Genomic DNA, 22,534 nt, shown 5'->3' on the forward strand with positions numbered 1-22,534 from the left:
TGGCCCTCGGGCTGACCATGTGGAACCCCGTCGGCCTGTGGTACAACGCGCCGTGGTTCTTGTCGTTCATCACCGCGCCGTTCATCCTCTACCACTACTGCGGCCCCATGACGCGGCCCTTCCCGCCGCAGGGGGGCGAGAGGAAGGACCTGCTCGCGGATCCCCGGATCCGGACGAGTCGCGACTGGCTCGTGGCAGCGTCGTAAGCCGGGATCCCACCGCCCCCTAGCGGTACAGGCGCTTCCTCTGTCCGTTTCCGTGCATGCGTGCGCCTCCCCGAAGCCGCGGTCATCTTTGATATTCGGTGCGTTAGCCTTATCCGCCCGTACTCACGGTGAGGTTACGAATGCAGCGGATGCTACGCAAGGAGGACGAGGGTGTAGCCGCGGCCGTGGCTACGATGTTTGTCCTGCTCATCGTCCTCATCCTTCTCCAGGTCACCGTGATCGGCGCGGTGCCCGCCCAGCAGTACGATGCGGAGTACAGCACGACCAAGCACGACATCCAGCAGATGGACTTCCTCCGGTCCATGATCGTCGGTCCCGCGGTGGCGGGCGCGCAGGTCTCCGTGCCGTTCGCCCTCGGGACCCAGGCTGTCTCCCCGTTCGCGACCGCGAGCGCGGGGACGCTGAGCTACGCCGCGAGTGACACGGCGGGCGTGTCCGTCTCCTTCGCCTTCGTCCCCCAGTTCCGGCAGGCGTCGGTCAAGAAGATCGACCAGGATGTGATCCTGCTCATGGACGACTCGGGTTCCATGGCGCAGAACGACCCGCAGAACCTCCGGATCGTCGGCGCCCAGAACTACGTCGGGCGGCTCTCCGTCCCCGACTGCGTGGCGATCGTGGCCTTCAACGGCAACTCGTGGCTCACCCAGGCGAACATCGGCGGGGTCGCACACCACCTGTACTATCCGGGCATGTGCGGCAACCCGGACTACACGCAGCCCAAGGTGGACCTCGGCACGATCAGCGACATCGACAGCACGAACATCGGCCGCGCGATCATGACCGGGAACAACGAGCTCATCGCGAACGGCCACAAGGGCAAGGCGTGGGTCGAGATCCTCCTGACGGACGGACAGAACGAGTGCGGTGGCAGCGTGTCGCCGTGCGGCGACGCGTACACGGTCCAGCAGGCCCAGATCGCCAAGGCGAACAACATCACGATCTTCACGATCGGCCTGTGCAGCTCCGGGGACGGGCCGCTCCTGACCCAGATCGCCTCGATCACGGGCGGGACGTACTACGCCGCGCCCACGGCCGCCTCGATCAAGTGGATTTACTTCGAGATCAGCATGCACTATCAGAGCTCCGTGCAGTGCGGGAACGTGTACTCCGCGGAGGCGTACGGCGGTTCCCTCTCCTTGGACCTCAACAACATCTACTACCCCTCCCAGGCCCTCCGGTTCGAATCGGGGGGGCTGGCTGCCATTCAGCCGGACGGGGCCGTGATGCGGGCGGGATTCCCCCTGGAATACACGTCGTACGGTGACGGCTCCGGGAGTCTTCAAGTCGCTCTGGTCACGTTGACCGGGAGTTCGTTCCAGAGTTCGGGCGGTGGCACGCACGTTCTTGAAGCGAACGTCCTCGCAAGGCAGGTGGTCGACCAGAATCTCACCAAGGTGAACCTGGCCTCCGAGGCTCAGAACGTCGCCAACATCTCGTCGAACTTGGCATTCTGGGTGACCCAGGGCGCGGCGACTCCGGCAGGCGCCGCCGCCGTGAACCAGCCCCTCAACGCGTCCCAGGCGAACCTCCTGGCCGCCAACACGAACATGGTCGCGGGAGACCCGGTCAGCGCGCACTTCAACGTGGACCAGGCGACGACCAACCTCGCGATCGCGCTGAACGTGACGGAGACCCAGAAGAACAACAACAACATCCAGGGCTGGCTCGCGCAGACCACGGAGGACTCGATCCTCCTCGAGGAGTGCCGGGTGGGCCAGTGGGCCAACTGGTACACCGGGCTCACAATCACGATCATCACCTCCGCGCCGAGCGCCTGGGCGAGCTGGTTCAACACGACGATGCCCGAGTGGAAGATCCCCTTCGATCTCGGAATCTCCGGGAACACCGTGGTCGTCTCCCTGCACGCCCTGAACAGGATCATCACGGACCGCCGTGTCGTCTCCCTGTCCGCGATGTAGGCGTGCCCGTCCCGACCTGACCCTGGATGCGCGGATAATTCGCGACTGTGATAGTGGAGTCCATTTCCTTTTGAACTCGCGGTCGCAATGGTGGACGTGAGCGTGATGGATTCTCTCCGCGCGGTCCCTGCCGACTTCTTCGCGGACCTCGTCCCGAACGGTAGAATCGAGGCGGCCATGCTCCTCAAGCGGAACGGACGCATGCTCGCCGCCTGGGCGCGGGCCCCCGTGTCGTGGGAGATCGCCTCGATCATGGCGGCGACCGCGCTGGGATCGCTCGAGACCCTGCTGGAGACCCTTCGCTCCCCCTCGCCGCAAGTCCTCACGATTGCGGCCGCGGGCAGCCGCATCCACATCGAGAAGGTGGAGCCCCAAGGCCTCCTCGTGCTCGTGGCCAAGGAGGCCGTCCCGGAGGCCTACCTGCGTGAGATCGCAAGGCGGGTCGTCGCCAAGCTGCCTCCCCCGTCGAACGGCGAGCCCCCGCGCCAGGTGACCCTGGGCCCCAACTCCCACTGAGGATCGTCCACGCGGCGCCCTGGTTCGCCCGATTCTGAGCCTAGTCCAACGACGTGCCGTCCCGCGCCCTCGTTCCCCCGGGCGATAGCAACACAAGAATGCTTAAGCGGGGCACGGATTCATGCCTCCGTCCCCCATCCGCATCCCTGAGGCCTAGGACAATGGAGCGCGAGACCCTCAAGACCAAGGTCTGTCTTGTCGGAGACAACGGCGTCGGGAAGACGTCGCTGATCCGCCGCTACGTCCTCGACATGTACGAGGACCGGTACATCAGCACGCTAGGCACGAAGGTCTCCAAGAAGGAGATCCAGGTCTCGTTCCCCAAGGAGAACGTCACCGCGAGCATGGACATGCTCATCTGGGACATCATGGGTCAGCACGGGTTCCAGGAGCTCCTCAAGGAGGCCTACTTCTACGGGGCCCGGGGCATCCTGGCCGTCGTCGACCTGACGCGCCGCTCCACCCTGGACGGGCTCGACGACTGGATCGCGTGCGTCGAGGAGGTCGCGGGGCACCTGCCCGCCCTAATCGCCGTGAACAAGACGGACCTCGCGGACAAGGCCGAGTTCGGACTGCCCGAGATCACGGAGCGCTGCAACGCGCTCGGCTGCGGCTACTTCTGGACGAGCGCGAAGACGGGGGAGAACGTGGAAGCTTCCTTCCAGCGCCTCGCGACGATCGTCGCGGAACAGCAGATCTGGGGCGCCCAGTTCTGAGCGGCCGTCAATCCTAAGTGGCGGGACGCCGTGGCGGGGCCGGTGCGGACGACCGCCGCGGAACTCCGGAAGGTCCTGCTCCCTGCGGAGCTCGCGGAGACGGAGCTCTCGTCGAAGCCCGCGTCCGCGGTCCTCGTTCTCCTGCGGCCCAAGGGCGACGGCCTCGAGGTGCTCCTGGGCCGACGGGCGCGCCGCCAGGGAGACCCGTGGTCGGGGCAGATCTCGTTCCCCGGGGGGCACCGCCATCAGGAGGACGTCTCCCTCCTGGTCACCGCCCTGCGGGAGACCAACGAGGAGGTGAACCTGGACCTCACGGGACGAGCCGAGGTCCTGGGCCACCTTCCGCCGCGCTCGCCGGGGAACGTCCCCGAGATGCTCGTCGTGCCCTTCGTCGCCTATACGAACGCTCGGGTGGACCCGAAGCCGGGCCCCGAGATCGTGGAGACGTTCTGGGCGCCCCTCGCAGAGCTGCCGTCCTCCCGGTCCATGACCACGGTGGCCACGCGCTTCGGCGACCTCCGCGTCCCGGCCTACCTGTGGAAGGGCCTCGTGATCTGGGGCCTCACGTTCCGGATCCTCGAGGAGCTCCTCCTCCTCGTCGGCATGGGCCGGTGAGATGGGTTCCCTAGCTGGGGCCCTTGGGGCGCCGCTCGTCCGGGTCGCGGGGGCTGCGCGGGGAGTCCAGCTGCCTGAGAATCCGTTCGAACTCCTCCGGGGGGACCGGTGCATTCTCCACGTCTCCCAGGAGCCGGACTTCATCGGATCGGGGACCCGCGAGGTCCTTCCGGGACAGGCGGCGCGCGTCGTCGATGGCCTTGCGGAGCATGACCGCCGCCAGGACCTCCTTCTCCGTGGGCCGACGCGACGGGCGGATCCGGTAGTGCCGTGCCGTGTCCTTCAAGGTCTCCTCGAAGAGCGCGCGGCCGCAGGTCTCGCACACCGTCTTCACGGGCTCGGCCTGCGGGTAGTACAGGGTGGCCACGACGAAGATCAGCCGCAGGAACAGGTAGAGGATCGCGGTGACGAGGAGGAAGCCCTCCAGGGTGAGGGGCCGCGCCGCACTCCCGGGCTGCAGGTACAGGGACCCGTGGATGAAGAACAGGTACGCTCCTACGCCCGCCACGGCGAGGACCGCGAACTCCCTCGCGGTGGTCCGTGCAAACCGGCTTTCGCTCAAGTCCATGGTCGCGCACGTGGGACACGACGCCACGCCTTGCGGCGGGGTCCCCTCCTCCGTCACCTCGAACGCCCGCGGGACAAATAAAGTCTCGGTCCGCGCCCTCCGCCGGGCGGTACCAGTATCAAAAACGAGAAGGAGGGGAGATAGTATATCCGGCCCGACACAGGGTCGGTTTTCCAATGGTCTCCGAACGAGTCGCACGGCCGCGCACGCTGTCGGCCGTCTTTGGCGCGTACTTCCTCGTCATGGCGATCATCGCGTGGTATGGCGGGCAGACACTCGGTTACCACTACACCTCGGACATCACGCGGTTCAGCTTCATGATCTTCCTTCTCGCGGGAGCCATCTTCCTCGTCGGCGTGCTCGCCGCGGCCCTCCTGAGCGCACGATCCCTCGACGCCCGCATCGCGCGGCTCGAGGGCGCTTCGGCTTCTGACACCCTGGTCATGGAGGAAGTCGTCATCGAGGAGGAGCCCACGGACGACGTGCCTCCGCCCCTGGAGGAGACCCCTGCGCCCACGGGAGACCACGTGGACCGCGACATCGACGAGCTGCTTGTGAGCCTCCAGGAGATGGAGCAGGACGCGGGCACCACCGAGGAGGTCGAGACCGTCGAGGCTCCCGCGGAGAGTCGACAGTCGACACGCCCGCTCGAACCCCGGTCCATGCCGAACGCCGCGGACTCGAAGCGCCTTGCCGCCCTGCGGAAGAAGCGCGACGGGATCGTCGGGTACTTTGCGGGTCCCGCGCTCGCGGCCATCGGCGCCATCGGGATCAGCGCGGCCATGCTCCCGGGATCCGACGCGTTCCTCCAGACGTACTTCCAGCTCAACACGTCCTTGCTCCTCGGGCTCGCCTACACGTTCGGAGGGATCGCGGCCTACGTGGCCGCCTCAATCCTGCTCCTGGTCCGCAGCAAGTGAGCCGTTTCGAGGTGCCATTCTATGGAGGGACCGCCGAAATTGGTGTCCCGTTATCGAGGTCAAGGGCTTCACACGGTACCTTTATATCCTTGGAAGGTCCAATCCCCTTAGACAGGGGACCTGCGATGATCACCACCGTCGTCACGACCACATCGACTTTCTTGGCGGGCTCGTTCGGAGCCGCCGCGGTGGTCTCCCTGATCCTCCTGTTGATCATGCGGGAGCTGTCGAGCGCGCACGCGGAGGAGTCGGGTAGCCTGAGGTCCAAGATTCTCTCTCACACGCTCCTCATCCCGATTACGCCGCTTCTCGTGGTCTTCGCCTTCATCGTCGCGGTGAAGGTCCTCGAAGTCCTCTGAGCGCGCCTGAGTACCTGTTGCGTCCACGTACGAGCGGAGCGGCTCACGGGCGGAGTGGTGGAAGCCAGGACGCGAGTAGGAACGGCGCGATCAGGTATAGCACGACGTTGCCGAGGGTGTGGCTCATGATCGCGCCCCAGAGGCTCTTTGTCTTCACAACCACCAGGGCGAAGAACAGCCCGACGAAGAAGACGAACGTGAGGTCGTATCCGTTGAGGAAGAAGATGTGCATGGCGCTGAACACGAGGGTCACGAAGAGGATCCCCGTCCGATTGCCCAGCATCTCCATGGCCCGACGGAGCAGGATCCCACGGAAGATGACTTCCTCGGCGAGGCCTGTCGAGAAGAAGATCACGACGCCGCCCGCGAGGACGGGAACGATTGTATCACCCGAGATCCAAGGGTACTGCCTCAGAATCGTGTATTCGATGAGGCCGAGGGGGATCCCCGTGAGACCTATGGTGAACTGCAAGGCCATCTCCCGCCAGGACCGGAATCCCAACCCGAGGAGCCACGGGGGCAGCTGCTGCACGTAGGCGACCGCGCCCGCCGCGGTCAGGAGCGGGATGCCCACCACGGCGAGCCACGGAAGGGTATGGATCGGCTCCGCGCCCCAGAACCGCGGCATGGAGAGGGAGAAGATGCGGATCAGAGGAGCGAGGCTCAGGGCCATCAGGAACAAGGAGAGCTCCGTGTCCTTCTCTTGGATCGTCACGGAGTGGAAGAGGAGGGCGAAGACCAGGAGGATGTGGATCGTGAGCCCGTACTGCTGGTACGGGTACACGCCTGACTTGGACGGGTCGGGTACGGCGATTAGGATTTCCGCTAGGACGATCAGGCCGAGATAGATCGCGCCGATGGCCCATCGCGGCGGGGGGAGCGGCGGGGCGGCGTGGACGGTCTCCGTGGCCATGGGTCCTACCTCAGGGTTGGATCGGCGTCGTGTCAAGGGGCTCCTTGGGCTCTTGCTGGAACGACATGCGCGCGACGTACCAGTAGTACGGGAGCGGGGCGATGGAGCCCAGGACGGTCGCACTGGCTAGCCCGTTGATGCCCGAGCTCTGGAGCCACGCGTACCCGAGTCCGAGGTTGACCACCGTGGCGATTGACGAGCCCACGATCAGGGGCAGGCTGCGGCGGCGGATGCGCACGCGCGTGACGAGCACGTTGCCGAGCAGGCCCGGGATGGCGGCGAACACGAGGATCTGCAGCACGGCCGTGGCGTGGACCGAGTAGTCCGAGCTCCCTCCGAACAGGAACAGGAGGAACGGCGCAAAGACGAGCATGGCGACGATCGCGGGCGCGAGGAGCACGATGGCGAGGAGGAGCGCCCGCCGCTCGTCCCGATGGCGGTCCACTTTGTTGGACGCCTTTTGGCTCGCCTCCGCGAAGAACGAGGAAAAGGCGGCACCCGGGATCACGCTCAGGAGACCCGCTACCGCGCTCGCCGCGTAGAAGTAGGACACCGCCCCAGCTCCCTTGATGACGAGGATCATGGGCGTGAGGAGGGTCGCGCCCGCGGCGCCGACGACCGCCGCGGCGTAGTTCCCCGCGCTGAAATGGAACATCCTCCGGAGCGGGGAGAAGTGGAAGCGAGGCCGGACGCGGTACGCCGGGAGAACCCGCGGCAGGAGCCAGAGCCCCTCGATGAGTACACTCGCCCCCGTCGCGAGGACGAGCGCCAGGAAGACCCCGAGCCGCCCCACGCCGAAGGGTTGGCTGAGCGTGTACGCGATCCCGAGGGCGATCGGAATCTTCAGGAGGGCCATCGAGACGCCCCGCCACAGGCCCAGGTCCGCACGGCGCAGGGCCAGGACGACCGCGTCGTACACGGTCCCCATACCCACCCCAACGGCTCCGAGGACGATTCCCGCGATGTAGACGGGGTTCGCGAGCACGAAGGCGAGCCCGAGGTTGAACACCGCGATCACGAGGATGTACGCGAACCCCAGGAGGATGGCGAAGCTGCCCACCAACGTGAGCGACGCGTTGATTAGCCCCACCTGGTCCTCCGCCTCCGGCAGGTAGCGGACCAGGGACACGTTGTAGCCCAGCAGCGCGAGGGACGAGACGAAGGAGACCGTGGAGAACAGCGCGACGGCGAAGCCGATGTCGTTGAGGTCGTACACGCGGTACATGATGACCCAGAAGACGAACCCCAGCGCGCTGCCCGCCGCGCTGTTGATCATCAGGAACAGCGCGTTCCGGTAGAGCGGCGACTTCACCTCGCCCCAGATTCGCCCGATGGGTCGCTGGATGCCTCCGCGGTTGTTTCCCACATGCATGCGTCCTGGGGACGGTTGGGACGATGCAAGTTTCTCGGGATAGATTAAGGCTTCGACCCGAATCGCGACCTGAGGTCCGACGCTTCATTCCCTCCCGCGGAGGAGACCGTCCTCGAGCCGGAGCTGGGTCGTCGCGAGGGCCTCGACCGCGGAATCGTGGGTCGCGATCACCACCGCCGCGCCGAAGCTCGTCCGGGCCAGGCGAAGGGCGTCGAGGACCGCCGCGGTCCCCTTGGGATCCAGGGACGCCGTGGGCTCGTCCGCGAGCAAGAGCTTGGGCCCGTTCGCGAGGGCGCGGGCGACGGCGACGCGCTGCGACTCTCCCACGGAGATTTCGCCAGGGCGCCGCGAGCCCAGTTTTGTCAAACCGAATGCCTCAAGCAGCTCGTTCGTGCGGTCTCCTGCAGGCCGCCGCGCCAGTCGGCAAGGAAGCGCCAGGTTCTCCTCCACCGTGAGGTCCTCGACGAGCCGGTGCGTTTGGAACACGAAGCCGACCTCCAAGAGCCGGACGCGAGCGAGCTCGGCCTCCTTGAGATGGGTGATGTCCCGGTCGGACAGGAGCACGCTCCCGCGGTTGGGCATGTCGAGTCCTCCCAGTATGGAGAGGAGGGTGGTCTTGCCGCTGCCGTTCTCCCCCCAGACCATGACGGCCTCGCCGCGTCCCACCTGGAGATGGGCCCCCCGGAGCACGTCGGTCCGGCCGTCGTATGACTTCCAGAGATCGCGGGCGACCAGGAGCTCCGTCATTCGGCCGCGCAACGCTCCCAGCCCCGAAAAGGTTTCGCGCGACGCGCGCGCGTGTCGCGACGTGTCGCGCCTTGTCGAAAGGTTTAGAACCCCCGTGCGAGATGCGGCCCCCAGAAGAGGATGGGCCATGCACTCGAATCGTTCTCGGGTAGCGTTCGTGCTGACGCTGGTGCTCGCCATGGCGGCGTTATCGTTCGCCGTGGTCGTCGCACCGGCTCGCGCGAACCACGACACCGTGCACTGGAACTACAGCAACCCTGTGACGACGGACGCGAACGCACAAACAAGCTGGCCATGGGTATTGGACGACCAGGTGGGCCACTTCTACGTGTCGTACAACTACTACAACACGGGGACGCTCACGACCAACGTGAACCTGACCAAGTACATGGATTCCCAGCTCGGCCAGGCCCCAGTCAAGGTGTTCCAGTCGCGTGTGAACACGGTCGCCAATGTGGCGAGCAGCTGGGGCACCGCGATGGCCCTGGATCCGCTCGGGAACCTGTACGTGGCGTGGACCCGGACCGATCCCACGTACGGACTGAAGATCTTCATTAGCAAGTCCACGACCGGCGGCGCGAGCTTCGCGGCCGAGGTCCCGGCCACCGCTCCGAACACGTACGGCTCGGACTACTGGCCCAAGATCGCGTCGACGGCCGATGGGACCATCTACGTGGGTTGGATTCAGAGCTGGTCCGGCTCCAGCATCACCGTGTCCAAGAGCACGGACCACGGCGCCACGTTCGGATCCTGGACGAACGTGTCGACGCAATCCGCGAGCTTCACGCCATCCCGGTTCGCAATGACGGCCGACGCGCATGGCCGGGTCTACCTCGTCGTCGAAGGCTACTCGACCACGCTGGGGAGGCAAGCCGTGTACCTGTACCACTCGGACGACGGCGTGACCTGGACCGCCCCTACGTTGCTGAGCTCAGCCTCGGTCACGAGCCTGGGTCCGTCCGCGGCGATCGATAGCGCTGGGCGCGTCTACGTGACGTTCTTGGGCCTCTTCGGGTCGAGCTTCCGGGTCTACGTGACGACGTCGGACGACCGCGGGTTGACCTGGAGCACACCATTCCCGCTCACCCAGGGAACCTCCTCGGTCACTTACATCCCGACGATCGCGGTGAAGCACGACACGGCGATGGTTGTCTGGGGCGGATCCGAGGGATCCACGGCAGGCGTGGGGTTCGTCGTGAGCCCCGACCGCGGTGCGACGTGGTACCCCGAGGAGTTCTACGCGCCCGTGGGCGTTTCGCCGGGCTACTCGGTGGTCAACGCGGATGCGAACGGGACGTTCTACGCGGCCTACGAGACGGGCGCGAGCATGGTCCGCGTGTCCGCGTGGCACAGCCCGCCCTCGACGCCCGTGATCACGGAGGTCAGTTCCAGCCTTGCCAACGCGAACGTATCCTGGTCCGCGAACCCGGAGCCCGACGTCGTTGCCTACGAGCTCTTCCGGAGCGCGGACGGATCCAGCTACTCCTTCGTGGCGAACGTCGCGGCCGGCCAAACGTCCTACACGGACGTCGGCCTCGCGAACGGAACGTACTGGTACAGACTCATCGCCGTGGACAACCTGGGCGTCTTCAGCCATCCTTCGGCTCCCGCATCGGGAACGGTAGGGCCCACGACCCAGGCGCTCATTAACCAGCTGAGCGCCGAGATCGCGGCGCTCAAGGCGCAGCTGAACACCGCGAACACGAACCTGGCGGCTGCCCAGAGCCAGCTCACCGCGATCCAGAACCAGCTCGCCGCGATCAAGGGCAACACGACCGCGCTCCAGAACCAGATCAACAACCTGCAGAACCAGCTGAACAACCTGCAGGCCCAGCAGGCGACCCAGACGATCTCCTACGCGAACCTCGCGTTCGAGGTCATCGTGGTGGTCCTCCTGGTCGTGCTGCTCCTGAACCAGATGCGGAGGCCCAAGGCCCCGCAGATGATGATGGCGCAGCCGGGTCAGGCGGAACCGAAGAAGCCGGAAGACGAGCTCTAAGGAATGCAATCACGGAGGGCCGCGAAGGCCCTCCCCTTTCTCCGTTTTCGAACCCTCAGGCCACGCTCGCGAGCGCCCGATGGTACGCGAGCGTCCGCTCGAGCCCCTCGCGTAGCGACGTCTTCGGCGTGAAGCCGAGTCGGTCCATGGCCTTCGAGATGTCGGCCCGCGAGTGGCGCACATCCCCTGGGCGGATTTCCTTCCGGGCGGCCTTGATCGGGTTCCCGATGATCTCGGACAGGAGCCGAGCGACCTCCGTGACCGTGGTCGCGGAGCCCGAGCCGACGTTGAACACCTGCCCCGCCACGGGACGCTCCCCGGCGAGTTCCATGGCCTCCGCCGCGTCCGCGGCGTAGAGGAAGTCCCGGGTCTGGTCCCCGTCCCCGTAGATCTCGATTCCCTTGCCGCGGGCGACCGCGGAGGAGAACTTGGCGATCACGCCCGCGTAGGGCGCGTTCGGGTCCTGCCGCGGGCCATACGCGTTGAACAGGCGGAGCACCACGGTCTCGATGGGCTTGAGCTGGGGGATCTCCTCGCACGCGAACTCCCCGACCATCTTCGTGGTCGCGTACGGGGAGGCGGGCTCGGGCCGCATGGTCTCCACCTTCGGGACGACCTCGGACGAGCCGTAGACCGCGGCGCTCGAGATGAACACGACGCGCTTCGCGCCCGCGTCCACGGACGCCTTGAGGGCGTTCAGCGTGCCCTCCACGTTCGTGCGCCAGTACTCGTCCGGCTTGGCCACGCTCTCGGGCACCGAGGTCTTTGCGGCCAGGTGGTAGACCAGGTCGTGCCCCTCGAGGGCCTTCGCGAGCTGCTTGGGCTGGAGGATCGAGGCGCGATGGAGGCGGACCTCCTCCTTGGCCCCCTGGAGGTTCCGCAGGGAGCCCGTGGACAGGTCGTCGAACACGGTGACCTCGTTTCGAGCGCTCAAGCGCTCGACCAGGTGCGAGCCGATGAACCCGGCTCCCCCCGTGACGAGGATCTTCCTGTCCTGCATCGGCCCGCGGTCGACACGCTCGTAGGTCCATAAGTGTTGTGGTGCAACTTGAACGGCTGCGGCGTCGGGAGGCTCAGGCACCCGCTCGTCCCTAGGACATGTTTGCGTCGGGGAGATTGTTCCCGACGGCTTTATAGGCGGGAGGACCGAACCCGCACGCATGTCTGCGCCCGCGGCTCCCCTTCCGTCGAACCGCCGGCTCATTCTGTACTTCGTACTCCTGGCGGCCCTCTTGCCCGAGGCGATCACCGGTTCGACGCCGCCCCAGGCGTGGCTCAACCCGATTCAGGCCCTCCTCAACTTCTGGCTTTACGGGAGCGGCGTCCTCGTGGTCCGCGAGGTCGCCCGCCGATGGAAATCGGGGTGGCCGGGGATCCTGCTCCTCGGCGCCGCGTACGGGATCGTCGAGGAAGGCCTCGCGGTGACCACGTTCTTCAACCCCACGTTGCCCCAGCTGGGCACCCTGGGCTGGTACGGGCGTGACTTCGGCGTGAACTGGCTATGGGCGGTCTGGCTCAGTGAGTTCCATGCCCTCGTGTCCATCGCGATCCCCATCTTGCTCCTGGAGTGGCATTGGCCCGCGCTCAAGGAGAAGCGACTCTTGTCGGATCGCGGTCTCTACGTCGCGCTCGCCCTCCTCGCCCTCGCGGCCGTCACGATCAACGTGATGGTCCACCTCGCCAGCCCGTACCGGGAGGCGGGGCCCGAGTACCTCGCCGCCCTTGCGGCGATCGCCCTCCTCGCGTACGCCGCACGTCGATGGTCCACCACGTGGTGGCGTCATCTGCCGGCGACCGGGAGGCCGCTGACCGCGCGCGGGCACTTCCTTCTGGGGTTCACGTTCATCGGTGGGTCTTTCCTTCTGTACGCGGGCGGACCGTTCTTCGGCCGCCAGCCGCTGATCTCGCTGGCCGAAGGCCTCGCGCTGCTGGGCGTCACGCTCCTGCTCGTCCGTCGGTCGGCAGGCCGTGCGGACGGGGAGGTCCTCGGGTTCGCGTTCGCGGCGGGTGTCACCGGTTTCTTCTGCGTGTTCGACCTCGCTCTGGTCCCGGGCAATCCCCTGATGGTCCTTCCGGCGACCGGCTTCGGGTACCTGGTCCTCAGGTTGTGGCGAGAACGTCCTATCTCGCCTACGGCTCTCCCGGTGGCCCGCGCTTAGGCACCAACCGGGGCCACGCGCGAACCTCCACGCCGCGCCGAACCGTGTCCTCGATTGACCCTAGCGGTCCGAGGAGAAGCCTTAATCCGGCCCCGCGATACAGCGGAGGAGGGACGCATGGGACGGCCGGTTCTCCGCCTCGCCACGCGCATCAGCCGCCGCACGCGCTGGACGGCGTGGGCCATCGCGTTTGCGTGCATGGTCCTCGTGGGCTCCCTGAGTCTCGCGGACGGCCTCGGCGCGGGCGTCGACGCCGTGACCGCGCGTTTCTCCAGCGGCGCCACGGTGTACCTCCGCGGCAGCGATCTCCTGGGAAGCGCGATCGACGCGAGCGCGCTCGCCGCGATTCCCACGGACTACGCGGTCCTTCGAGCGCACCTTGGCGCCCTGAGCATCAACGGACTGTCGCGGACTGCCGTGGTCGCATCCTGGACCGTGTATCATGGCGGCAACGCCACGGTCCCGTTCCCCGCGGCGTCGCTGGATGTCGCCATCGATTCCGGGCTGCGTTCGCAGATCGAGAACGCGAGCGGACACCCGCTCGGGACGACCGCGAACGTGAGCCTCTTCGGTCTCGCCTCGAAGCCGCTCGCCGTGACCGCTGCGCCCGCGTCCAGGCCCAGCATGCTCCCGGACACCTGGGCGTGGGTCCGCCCAGACCTCTTCCTCTCCCTGAGTGCGTCCGAAGGAGGGCCTGCGCAAGCCGTGATCACGCCCGTGCCCCTGGACGCCGGCATGGCGACGTGGCTGGGCCTCACCCCGCTTCAGACCGTCGGTGCGATCGGGTTCACCGAGGCGAGCATCGCCGAGGCGCAGTCCGTGCTCCTCGGCCTCGCGGGCGTGCTCGCCGTGGTCATCGGGCTCCTTGCGTACAACGCGATCGGGCTCGAGGTCCACCTCCGGCAGGACGAGATCCGCACCCTCTGCAGCCTCGGCGCCTCGCCTCGGACGATCGCCGCCGTCTACGAGGCGAAGGCCCTCGTGATCGCGCTCCTGGGGGCCACCGTGGGTTCCGCGCTGGGGATCGTCGTGGCCCACGGGATCGTGTCCTTCGCTCCCTTGCTCGGGTTGCCGAACCTCCTCCTGCTTCCCTTGCCCGTGGTGCCGGTGGCCCTGGCGTACGGTCTGGCCGTAGGTGCCGCAGCGCTGGGCGGGCTCCTCCCCGCTGCCCATGCGGTCCGCCTCCTGCGTCGCCCGACGGGGGCGAGACCATCCTGACGAGCCGTCGCGCGTTCGCGGGCCTGCTCCTCTGCGCCCTGCTCCTGGGCTTCACGTGGCCGCTCCTGTCCGCGGTCCCGGGGCTGCCGTCCCAGATCCTCGCGGGCGACGTATACGTGCTCACGCCGGGCACGGGTCCTTACTCGATTAACGAGAGCCTCGTGCAGAACCTCACCGCGCAGCCGTGGGCCCAGGCCGTGAGCCCCGAGATCTTCTCCCTAGGCACGCTAGGCGGCGCCCCCGCCGTCATCCGCGGCGTCGATCCCGCCACGTTCCTGCGGATCGAGGGCGCCTCCTCCGGGCCGCCCTCCAACCTGACGCCGCCGTGGGCCCTCGCGGGGTCGGGCCTCGCGTCGCGCCTCGCGCTCGTCCCCGGGCAGGAACTCACCCTGGTCGGCTCGTCCATCCCGCGCCTGGATGTCGTGCCCCTGGCCGGCACGTTCCGGACGTCCACGGCGGCGGACGACGAGCTCCTCGTCGACTACGCCACGGCGCGCTTCCTCACGGGTGTGGGACTCGGCGTGTACCACTCGATCCGCGTTGAGACCTCCGAGCCCACCCGACTCGTCGCCTTCCTCGCAGCGCGGACCGCGAGCGTCCATGTCGCAGGCCCCGGCGGGAACGTCGGCGGCGTGAACAGCGCCCCGCTGCCCGCGGACCCGCGCGTGATCAACCTCTTCCTGCGCTACGGCCTCGGCCCCCTCCCCCTCGACTACGTGGCCGAGGGCGTCACCGAGGCCGCGAACTCCGTGCAGGTCGTGGCCTGGGGCCTCGAGACGTTCATGCTCCTCCTGGTCGCGTGCGGGATCCACGCCGTGCAGGCGCGCGCCTTCGCGGACCGGCGGCCCACCGTGGGCGTACTCCGTGCCCTTGGCGCCCCGGGCACCTGGCTCCGGCTGCAGGCGCTGCGGGAGCTGCTGCCCCTCGCCGCTGCGGCCGGGGCTCTCGGCGCGGTCCTGGGTGCCGTGGGAGCCACGCTCCTCACGCCCAGCGCCGCGATCGTCGCGTTCGGCCACGAAGTCCGCGTGACGCTCGGCCCGATCGACATCCTCCTCGTCGCAGTGAGCGTGGTGCTCGTCTCCGCGGTCTCGGAACTCGGGCTCCTCCAGGGCGCGATGCGGGAGCGGCCCTCGGAGTCCATCCGCGGCAGCCCGGTCCGGCAGCCTCCTCGGTCTCTAGAGGTGGTCCTGCGCGAGTGAAGAGCCACCTCGCCCTGGTCGCCTCCCTGTACGCGTTCGCCCTGGCGCTCCGGCTGGTGCCGCTGACCTTCTCCCCGCTCCCCTACAACATCGACGGCTTCCCCCTCGCGAGGATCGCCGCGCAGATTACGGGGACCGGGACCTGGCGCATCAACCCGGTCGACCCGAACTGGTACAACGAGATGATGCCCGTCTACTCCCTGGTGTGGTCCTCGGCTTCCCAGCTCGGAGGGCTCGATCCGCTCCTGTACCTTCAAGCAGTCCTCCCCTTCGTCCTCGCGACCGCGGTCCTGCCCGCGTACCTCCTCGGCGTGAAGGCTGCGGGGCACCCCGCCGCGGGCTTCGCGTCGGGCCTGTTTGTCGCGGCGTTCGGGAGCTTCCTCTCCCTGACGAGCATGGGGATGAAGGAGTCTCTGGCCCTCGTCCTCCTTCCGACCGTAATCCTCGTGTTCGCGGAGCGTCGCGACCCGCGCAAGCGCGCGTTGGCCCTCCTGCTGCTCCTGATTCTCCCGTTCCTCCATCAGCTCTCCGACTTCCTCGTCCTGGGCATGGTTGCGGCGCTCGTCGTGCTCACCCACGCCCGCGCGATCCAGCGCGGTCGGTTCGCCGCGCGCGCCCTGCTCCTGGACATCGCCACAGGCCCGGGCCCCGCGGTGCTGGCCTACGCGTACTACGTTGTCGTGAGCATGCCCGATCTCGATGCGGTCACCTCCCCGGACGCCCTCGCCCTGTTCCTCGGCGTCACGACACTCCTGTCCGCCCTCCTTGTCCGGATGGCCCGGCCTTCGAGCCTCCGCCCCGGAGCGCGGCTCGTCCGCCCGGTCGGCCCCATCCTCCTGGTCCCCGCGATCGCCTTCGTCGCGCTCCTCGTGGACGCCCGCACGGACCTGTTCGCAGGCGTGTTGGGGACGCAGCCCGCGCTCGTGCCGATCTTCCTGGCAGCCGCGGCCCTGGTCGTGTTCGCGTTCCTCGGATACCAGCTCCTCCGCCGCACGGCGAACCCGTTGACGGACCTCGCGCTCGCGATGGGCATCGCCCCCGTGGCCCTCGTCCTCTTCGCCTTCCTGCGCGGCCTGGACGGCCTGAGCCAGGTGCTCGTGTACCGGAGCTTCGACTTCCTGGACTATGGGCTCGCCCTCGCCGTCGGGGTGGGCTTCGCGTATTCCTGGCATCGTCTGGGCCGGACGCCGGCGCGGCTCGCCCTCGCCGTGGGCCTATTGGGGCTTCTCCTCGCCACGACGCCGATCGCCTGGAACACCCAGGCCGTGTTCGGCGTAGACAATGTGACGACCTCCTCGGAATTCCAAGCCCTGGCCGTCCTCGCGTCCTTGCATCCTTCGAACGTGACCACGGACCAACGTCTCGCGGACGTCGGCCGGTTGTGGTTCGGACTCCCCACGGACCCGACGCTGCCGTACCGGCTCCGGGACAACGGGTCCATCTCGGGCCACGACTACGCGTTGGTCTTGGACCGCTGGACGTCGATCGGGGCCCAGGTGCATCCCCAGCCCAACATCATCCTGTCGCCGACGATCCTGAGCGCGCTCCTTCGGGCGAACCGTGTCGTCTTCGCCGCGGGGCCACCGGGCGATCGCATGTACGTCGTCCAGTTGGCGGGGACGTGAGCCCCTGCGAGGGGCAAGCCCTAATATGGGCGGCCTTCCCTACTTGAGTCCTGTCCAGGGGGTCGAGACTCGCGCGGACGCTCCTGATCGCACTGGCACTCGTGCTCGCCTCCCTCGCGATCCCGGGGGGCGCGGCCGACGCGGCGCGCTCCGGCGCCTCGACGCGCGGGCTCACGGGCCACGCGCCGATCGACATCGAGGGCAACGCGGGGTTCAACGCCACGAACGGCGTCATGTCAGGGACCGGGAGCGCGACCGACCCCTACGTGATCTCGGGATGGTCGATTGCGACCGCGGGATCCATGGGCGTCCAGATTCGGAACACGGTCGCCCATGCGGTCCTGCGCGATCTCCAGGTGACGGGCGCCACCGTGGCGGCACTCTACTTCTACAACGTGGCGAACGTGACCCTGGCGAACGTGACCGCGAGCCTGAACCCGGGCGACGGGTTTCGTTTCGAATCGAGCCGCGACGTCGCGGTCGGGGGGAGCGACGCAACGGAGAACGCGAACGGCCTCGTCCTCCTGAACACGGTTCGGGCCGTGGTTCGAGGCACGAACTTCACCGCGAACACGGGCGATGGGGTCCTCCTCACCGGGTCGCCGAACGCCACCTTGCAGGGCAACCGGGTCGCCTACAACGGGTTCGGCGGCGGTCACGGCATTGAGCTCTCCTTCACCACGGGTGATGCGATTCGGGGGAACGCGTTCACGGGGAATGGTGTCTTCCTCGACGGCGATGCGCTCGGCTACTTCGACTCCCATGCGATCACGTCGGACAACCTGGTCGGCGGGCTCCCGATCCTCTACGAGAAGGGCCAGAACGGACTCGGACTTTCGGGGATGCAGGTGGGGCAGGTCCTGCTGGCCGGGTGCCTCCACACGCACCTGTCCAACCTGACCGCGACGGGAGCCGACGTGGGCATCCAGGTCGCGTTCGGCAACAACGTGACGGTAGGGCCCGGCGTGACCGTATCCGATACCGCGGTCGGCGTCCAGGTGCTGCAATCTCCGGGGTTCCGGCTCCTGGGGAGCGCCCTTCTCGATACCGCTACGGGGGTCCTGGTGCTGTCCTCAGGTAACGCCGCGATCCTCAACACGAAGATTTCCGCGCCGTTCGCGACCTCGGGACCCTACGACGGCGTCGTGATCCGGAACTCGGGCCTCGCAAACGTCTCGGGCAACCTGATCCGTCACCACCGGAACGCGATTGCAGTCTCGAATTCGGGCAACGCCACCCTGATGGACAACGTGGCCCAGTTCAGCGTGGTCGGGTTGAACGTGTCGTCGTCCGCCCACCTTCGCGCGGCCGGGAACCTGATCGTCCAAGACTCCGCGGGGATCCGGCTCCAGAACGTGACCAACTCGACCTTCTCCGGGAACGCGGTCCTCGGGATCCTGGGCACGGGCGCGAACGTCTCCGGCTCCTCGAGCCTCAGGTTCGTCCACAACACCTTCGGCGGCGCCCGCACCAACGCGTACGACGCCTGGGGTCCGAGCGACCGTTGGAACGCGAGCTATCCCACGGGCGGCAACTTCTGGGCCGACTACCACGGCGTCGACCAGTGCCACGGCTCCCTGCAGAACGATTGCACGGGCGGCGACGGGATCGGCGACACGCCCTACCCGTTCGCCGTGAACGCGGAGGACCGGTATCCTCTCATGGTGCCTCCCGTGAACGCGAGCCTGCCCCCGGAGGCGATCCTCGTGGTCGCGCCGCTCGAGGGTACCGTGCTTACACCGTTCGAGGCCACGGCGAACCTGTCTTCCGACTTCAAGGATTCCCTCGCGTCCCTTCAGGTGCGGTGGTCCTGGGACGACGGGCTGTCGTGGACCCCGTGGTCGACCGCAAAGTTCGTCTCCCACCGATTCGCCACCGTGGGCGCCCACACGGTCGACCTCGAGGTGCGGAACCGCGCCGGCCTCACGGACAACGCGACGGAGCGAGTGATCCTGGTCCCGAAGCCGGACACGGTGCCGCCGGCGATCCTGTTTTCGCCTCCCGCGAGCGCGAACGTGTACATGCCCATCCCGCTCGTCGCGAATCTCTCGGATCTCAGCGGCATTGCGAACGCCACGGTGCTCTTCCAGGGTGTGGACGGCGGACCGTTCCTTCCCCTGTCGATGCGGATCGAGAGCGGCGGCGAGAACTTCACGGCGACGGTCCCCGCGCAGTCCCACGCGGGCACGGTTGCCGTCGTCCTCTTTGCGAACGACACGTGGGCCAACGAAGCCCGCGCACCGCTCGTGGGTGCGTCGACAATCCGGATCGTGGACACGCAGACCCCGATTCTCATCGGGTTCGCCCTAGCCGCCTCCCTGATCGCCGCGGTCGCGGTCGTGTTCTTCCTTCTCCGGAGGAAGCGCAAGCGGCCGGCGGTCCCGCCCGCGGCTCCCGCCGAACCCGCGCGCCCACCCGAGAAGCCTTAAATATCCCCCGCCCATTCGAGCGGCTTACCCATGCCGGAGAAGAAGTCCCGCGCCGCGGCACGCAAGATCAAGGACAAGTGGAAGGCGAAGGTCTGGTACAACCTGCTCGCCCCCGACATGTTCAACAAGCAGCTCCTCGGCGAGACGCCCACGGACACGCCGGACAAGCTCGTCGGCCGCATCACGGAGGTCACGGTCCAGGACCTCACGGGGGACTTCAGCAAGATGCACATCAAACTCCTGTTCCGCGTGAACCAGGTCCAGGGGCAGGACGCACTCACCCAGTTCGTCGGGCATGACATGACGTCGGACTACATCCGCCGCCTCACGCGCCGGAAGCGCACGCGGACGGACCTCACGGTCGACGTGGCCACGAAGGACAACTGGCACATCCGCGTGAAGCCCATGGCGATCACGGACCGCCGCATCCAGTCGTCCAAGCAGCGCGTGATCCGCGCCATCATGGCCAGGACGATTTCGGACACGGCCGCGAAGCAGAGCGTGGGCGAGTTCGTCAAGGGAATCATCTCCGGGGATCTCGCCAAGGCAATCGCCCTGGGCTGCAAGCCCATCCACCCTGTGTCGCGCGTCGAGGTGCGCAAGTCCGAGGTCACGACCATGGGCGCGGTCCCCACGGAGCCCATCACGCCTCCCGCCGCGGAGGAGAAGCCAACGGAGGCGCCCGTGGAGCCGCCCGCCCCGGAAGCGCCGGCTCCCGCGCCCGCGGAGCCGAAGCCCCAGGAACCCACTCCGGAGGAACTCCCACCCGAGGAGATTCCGCCCGACCGACCCGGCGGGCTCTGAGTCTGCGTCCGTGCAAAATGGGGAAGGACCGGCTCCCGTCGGGCCGGTCGTCCTCGGTCACGAGACGGTCGTCGGCACCCACGCCTCCAACGGCTGGGTTCCGGCGTCCGTGGTTCCTGGCGAGTTGGGATCGGGGCCCGAGTACTCGTAGACGATCCATTCGTGGCTCACGATGCTCCCGTCCGGCGCGTACACGGTCTTCTCGGCACGGAAGGAAATCGTGACGTTCCGGAACTGGCCGGTGGAGTTCGCGTCCACGTACCGCGCCTCGTAGCTGAGGGACTCGGTCATCTCGAGCGTGCCGTTCTGCGCCTTCTGGACCACGGACCCGCTCGCGGTGACGTTCACGTACTCCGGCTGGCCGTCGTCGTTCGCGTCCGTGTACTGCACGTAGAGGTCGAAGGAGGCCTGATACTCCGCGACGCCGTCGTGGTTCAGGTCCACCACGTCGGTCGCGTGGACCGTGAGGTTCGCGGATTCCGCGTGGCCGTCCGAGTTCGCGTCCACCGCGACGAAGTCCAGGGTGACGCCTCGAGTCTCGTCCGTGATGCCGTCCCCGTTCAGATCGATGGTCTCCGTCGCCACGTAGTGTAGCTCGACGCGGTCCGGGTGCTCCGCGCCCAAGTCGTTCAGCACGAGGGCGTCCAGCGTGGCGTAGGCGTGCGCCACCGTGCCGTTCGCAACGACGAGGGCCTCGGCCTGGAGATGCAACGTGGCCTTCTCCACGACGCCGCTGGAGTCGTTGTCGTAGGCGGTGTACACGCCGTCCAGCGTGGCGTTCACGTGGGGCCGCCCGTCGCTCACGTTCCGCAGGGCGGCCGCGTGGAGCGTGAGTTGCAGGAACTCGGGATGGCCGTCGCCGTTCGCGTCCATCGCCACGCCGGCGATCTCGAGCGCCGTGCGGTACTCGAGACTGCCGTTTCCCTGCGGATCCGCCCAGCCGTACACGTAGATGTGCAAGTCCGTGCGCGTCGGGTTCGGGAGGTCCCCGGGGTTCGAGGCGTTCAGGGCGAACTCGAGACCGCGCGCGAGTTCCGGCCGCCCATCCCGGTCTCGGTCCAGGGCCTCATAGCCCGTCGCCGTGACGTTGGCCGTCTCGTTGCGGCCGTCGTGGTTCGCATCGACCGTGTGCGCCGCGATCTCCAGGACGCCCTCGTATTCCTTTCCGCCGTCGTCGTGGAGGTCGTACGTCTGGTACACGCGGAGGGAGACGTTCGCGGTGTTGGGCACGCCCGCGCTCAGGTTGGTCACGGTCTCGAGGTGGGCGGTCACCGTGCGCACGAACTCCGCGTTCCCGTTCCCATTCCGATCGAACGACTGCATGCCTGCAAACGTGACGCGGGCGAACTCGGGCTTGCCGTCCTCATCCGCGTCGCGTACGCTCAGGGTCCACGAGGCGAGGGCGTGGTACTGCCAGGTGCCGTGAAGCGGACCCGCGTAGGCCTCGAGTCCCTGTCGGGCTTCCAAGGCGTTGAAGACCCCGCTGGAGTCGTTGTCCCAGAGCTGGACGTCGCGGGCCACCGTGGCCTTCGCGATCACGACGTCGTTGCGGGTGACCGTGCAGGTCCCGAGCATCTTGATGTCGACGTATTCCGGATGGCCGTCGTGGTCCTTGTCCGAGGAGGTAACCTCCTTGGTCCACGTGCACGCGCTCTCGTTCACCGTGGGATCCAGGAAGTGGGCCACGTCGGGCGCGCCGGTCACGTTGCCCGCGTCCCGCGGCAGGACGCCCAGGCCGAAGGAGTCCAGGGGGTTCGCGGTCAGGTTGTCCCTCGTTTCGTTCAGCTCCAGAATCGCCGGACTGGAGGTGCCCACGGGATCCGCGCCAGCGGACGAGCCGCTCCCGACCGTGGTCGTCGCGTTCGCGGGGGGCGCGGTTGGCGGCGCGGTCCGGGCGGTCGCCTGGGGCGGCGAGGGGGTCGCACCCGGAACCGCCGCGGCGGCGAGCATGACCTGGCCCGCGTTCGCGTCGCCGGCGCTCTGGGCGGTCAGGGAGGTCCCGGTCGACGCGGGCTGGAAGCCCAGGAGCCGCAGGAACGTGGGATTTCGGCCGAGGCCTCCCTGGAGGAGGGAAGGGCCGAACGCGGCGGTCACGGCCACGGCTCCCAGCACGATCGCGATCACGAGGTACAGGACACGGGGCGGACGTCGAGAGACGCAGAGGGCTTGCATCGGTCGCACCTTGCCCATGCGATTCCACGCGCAGGGGATATCCGGACGGGCAAGAGT

20 protein-coding genes are annotated in these 22,534 nt (G+C 67.7%); 14 read left to right on the forward strand and 6 right to left on the reverse strand.

Translation table 11 applies throughout. The features are described 5' to 3' along the window. The 5 genes from VEY12_10430 to VEY12_10450 form a co-directional block, all read left to right on the forward strand. Positions 1 to 206, forward strand: a 206-nt coding sequence (locus VEY12_10430) for a hypothetical protein (GenBank protein HYM40534.1), incomplete at its 5' end; no start/stop codon positions are given. A 140-nt stretch (positions 207 to 346) separates the two neighbouring features. Further along, positions 347 to 2,146, forward strand: a complete 1,800-nt coding sequence (locus VEY12_10435) for a vWA domain-containing protein (GenBank protein HYM40535.1) — start codon at positions 347 to 349, stop codon at positions 2,144 to 2,146. Between the two features lie 105 nt (positions 2,147 to 2,251). Further along, entirely contained in the window at positions 2,252 to 2,662 is a 411-nt protein-coding gene (locus VEY12_10440) for a hypothetical protein (GenBank protein HYM40536.1), read from the forward strand. Positions 2,663 to 2,823: 161 nt separating this feature from the next. Next, on the forward strand, positions 2,824 to 3,378 hold the full coding sequence (locus tag VEY12_10445) for a Rab family GTPase (protein ID HYM40537.1): 555 nt from the start codon (positions 2,824 to 2,826) through the stop codon (positions 3,376 to 3,378). Positions 3,379 to 3,420: 42 nt separating this feature from the next. After that, positions 3,421 to 3,993, forward strand: a complete 573-nt coding sequence (locus VEY12_10450; protein ID HYM40538.1) for a CoA pyrophosphatase — start codon at positions 3,421 to 3,423, stop codon at positions 3,991 to 3,993. Between the two features lie 10 nt (positions 3,994 to 4,003). Here VEY12_10450 and VEY12_10455 read toward each other — a convergent pair whose 3' ends face one another. After that, positions 4,004 to 4,618, reverse strand: a complete 615-nt coding sequence (locus VEY12_10455; protein HYM40539.1) for a hypothetical protein — start codon at positions 4,616 to 4,618, stop codon at positions 4,004 to 4,006. Positions 4,619 to 4,737: 119 nt separating this feature from the next. On the opposite strand from VEY12_10455, the gene VEY12_10460 reads away from it, so the two are divergent. After that, a complete protein-coding gene (locus VEY12_10460; GenBank protein ID HYM40540.1) occupies positions 4,738 to 5,481 on the forward strand; it encodes a hypothetical protein in 744 nt (247 codons plus the stop codon). 125 nt (positions 5,482 to 5,606) lie between these two features. Beyond that, positions 5,607 to 5,840, forward strand: coding sequence for a hypothetical protein (locus tag VEY12_10465; GenBank protein HYM40541.1), 234 nt, complete (start codon positions 5,607 to 5,609; stop codon positions 5,838 to 5,840). Between the two features lie 43 nt (positions 5,841 to 5,883). Here the strand turns inward: VEY12_10465 and VEY12_10470 are convergent, their stop codons facing one another. The 3 genes from VEY12_10470 to VEY12_10480 all read right to left on the reverse strand — a co-directional run bounded on the left by VEY12_10470 (position 5,884) and on the right by VEY12_10480 (position 8,872). Continuing rightward, positions 5,884 to 6,753, reverse strand: a complete 870-nt coding sequence (locus VEY12_10470; protein ID HYM40542.1) for a type II CAAX endopeptidase family protein — start codon at positions 6,751 to 6,753, stop codon at positions 5,884 to 5,886. 10 nt (positions 6,754 to 6,763) lie between these two features. Next, complete coding sequence (locus VEY12_10475) at positions 6,764 to 8,125, reverse strand: lipopolysaccharide biosynthesis protein (protein ID HYM40543.1); 1,362 nt, start codon at positions 8,123 to 8,125, stop codon at positions 6,764 to 6,766. An 84-nt stretch (positions 8,126 to 8,209) separates the two neighbouring features. Beyond that, complete coding sequence (locus VEY12_10480; GenBank protein HYM40544.1) at positions 8,210 to 8,872, reverse strand: ABC transporter ATP-binding protein; 663 nt, start codon at positions 8,870 to 8,872, stop codon at positions 8,210 to 8,212. A gap of 157 nt (positions 8,873 to 9,029) precedes the next feature. Here VEY12_10480 and VEY12_10485 point away from each other — a divergent pair, with 157 nt between their 5' ends. Further along, entirely contained in the window at positions 9,030 to 10,871 is a 1,842-nt protein-coding gene (locus VEY12_10485; GenBank protein HYM40545.1) for an exo-alpha-sialidase, read from the forward strand. A 55-nt stretch (positions 10,872 to 10,926) separates the two neighbouring features. Here the strand turns inward: VEY12_10485 and VEY12_10490 are convergent, their stop codons facing one another. Continuing rightward, positions 10,927 to 11,871 carry an NAD-dependent epimerase/dehydratase family protein gene (locus VEY12_10490; GenBank protein ID HYM40546.1) on the reverse strand — a complete coding sequence of 315 codons (945 nt, stop codon included), beginning with the start codon at positions 11,869 to 11,871 and terminating at the stop codon, positions 10,927 to 10,929. A 160-nt stretch (positions 11,872 to 12,031) separates the two neighbouring features. Between VEY12_10490 and VEY12_10495 the strand changes: the two genes are divergently transcribed. From VEY12_10495 to VEY12_10520, 6 genes are all read left to right on the forward strand, one after another. After that, positions 12,032 to 13,030 carry a hypothetical protein gene (locus VEY12_10495; GenBank protein HYM40547.1) on the forward strand — a complete coding sequence of 333 codons (999 nt, stop codon included), beginning with the start codon at positions 12,032 to 12,034 and terminating at the stop codon, positions 13,028 to 13,030. 117 nt (positions 13,031 to 13,147) lie between these two features. Continuing rightward, on the forward strand, positions 13,148 to 14,248 hold the full coding sequence (locus VEY12_10500) for an ABC transporter permease (GenBank protein ID HYM40548.1): 1,101 nt from the start codon (positions 13,148 to 13,150) through the stop codon (positions 14,246 to 14,248). A 116-nt stretch (positions 14,249 to 14,364) separates the two neighbouring features. Further along, a complete protein-coding gene (locus VEY12_10505) occupies positions 14,365 to 15,447 on the forward strand; it encodes an FtsX-like permease family protein (protein HYM40549.1) in 1,083 nt (360 codons plus the stop codon). Beyond that, positions 15,444 to 17,072, forward strand: a complete 1,629-nt coding sequence (locus VEY12_10510) for a hypothetical protein (protein HYM40550.1) — start codon at positions 15,444 to 15,446, stop codon at positions 17,070 to 17,072. The genes VEY12_10505 and VEY12_10510 overlap by 4 nt, the downstream gene beginning before the upstream one ends. A gap of 101 nt (positions 17,073 to 17,173) precedes the next feature. Next, the gene (locus VEY12_10515) at positions 17,174 to 19,501 is read left to right on the forward strand and encodes a NosD domain-containing protein (protein HYM40551.1); all 2,328 of its coding nucleotides are present in this window, start codon (positions 17,174 to 17,176) and stop codon (positions 19,499 to 19,501) included. Positions 19,502 to 19,531: 30 nt separating this feature from the next. Continuing rightward, the gene (locus VEY12_10520) at positions 19,532 to 20,305 is read left to right on the forward strand and encodes a 30S ribosomal protein S3ae (GenBank protein ID HYM40552.1); all 774 of its coding nucleotides are present in this window, start codon (positions 19,532 to 19,534) and stop codon (positions 20,303 to 20,305) included. Positions 20,306 to 20,362: 57 nt separating this feature from the next. On the opposite strand, the gene VEY12_10525 is transcribed toward VEY12_10520, so the two are convergent. After that, a complete protein-coding gene (locus VEY12_10525; GenBank protein HYM40553.1) occupies positions 20,363 to 22,477 on the reverse strand; it encodes a hypothetical protein in 2,115 nt (704 codons plus the stop codon). Positions 22,478 to 22,534: the final 57 nt, after the last annotated feature.

The organism is Thermoplasmata archaeon, assembly GCA_035632695.1.
Classification (GTDB): Archaea; Thermoplasmatota; Thermoplasmata; order RBG-16-68-12; family RBG-16-68-12; genus RBG-16-68-12.

Coding starts and splice junctions, on each gene's coding strand:
- VEY12_10490 (HYM40546.1), bottom strand. CDS start 11,871: ATGCAGGACAGGAAGATCCTCGTCACGGGGGGAGCCGGGTTCATCGGC.
- VEY12_10495 (HYM40547.1), top strand. CDS start 12,032: ATGTCTGCGCCCGCGGCTCCCCTTCCGTCGAACCGCCGGCTCATTCTG.
- VEY12_10445 (HYM40537.1), top strand. CDS start 2,824: ATGGAGCGCGAGACCCTCAAGACCAAGGTCTGTCTTGTCGGAGACAAC.
- VEY12_10440 (HYM40536.1), top strand. CDS start 2,252: ATGGATTCTCTCCGCGCGGTCCCTGCCGACTTCTTCGCGGACCTCGTC.
- VEY12_10480 (HYM40544.1), bottom strand. CDS start 8,872: ATGACGGAGCTCCTGGTCGCCCGCGATCTCTGGAAGTCATACGACGGC.
- VEY12_10435 (HYM40535.1), top strand. CDS start 347: ATGCAGCGGATGCTACGCAAGGAGGACGAGGGTGTAGCCGCGGCCGTG.
- VEY12_10475 (HYM40543.1), bottom strand. CDS start 8,125: ATGCATGTGGGAAACAACCGCGGAGGCATCCAGCGACCCATCGGGCGA.
- VEY12_10525 (HYM40553.1), bottom strand. CDS start 22,477: ATGCAAGCCCTCTGCGTCTCTCGACGTCCGCCCCGTGTCCTGTACCTC.
- VEY12_10520 (HYM40552.1), top strand. CDS start 19,532: ATGCCGGAGAAGAAGTCCCGCGCCGCGGCACGCAAGATCAAGGACAAG.
- VEY12_10465 (HYM40541.1), top strand. CDS start 5,607: ATGATCACCACCGTCGTCACGACCACATCGACTTTCTTGGCGGGCTCG.
- VEY12_10500 (HYM40548.1), top strand. CDS start 13,148: ATGGGACGGCCGGTTCTCCGCCTCGCCACGCGCATCAGCCGCCGCACG.
- VEY12_10470 (HYM40542.1), bottom strand. CDS start 6,753: ATGGCCACGGAGACCGTCCACGCCGCCCCGCCGCTCCCCCCGCCGCGA.
- VEY12_10460 (HYM40540.1), top strand. CDS start 4,738: ATGGTCTCCGAACGAGTCGCACGGCCGCGCACGCTGTCGGCCGTCTTT.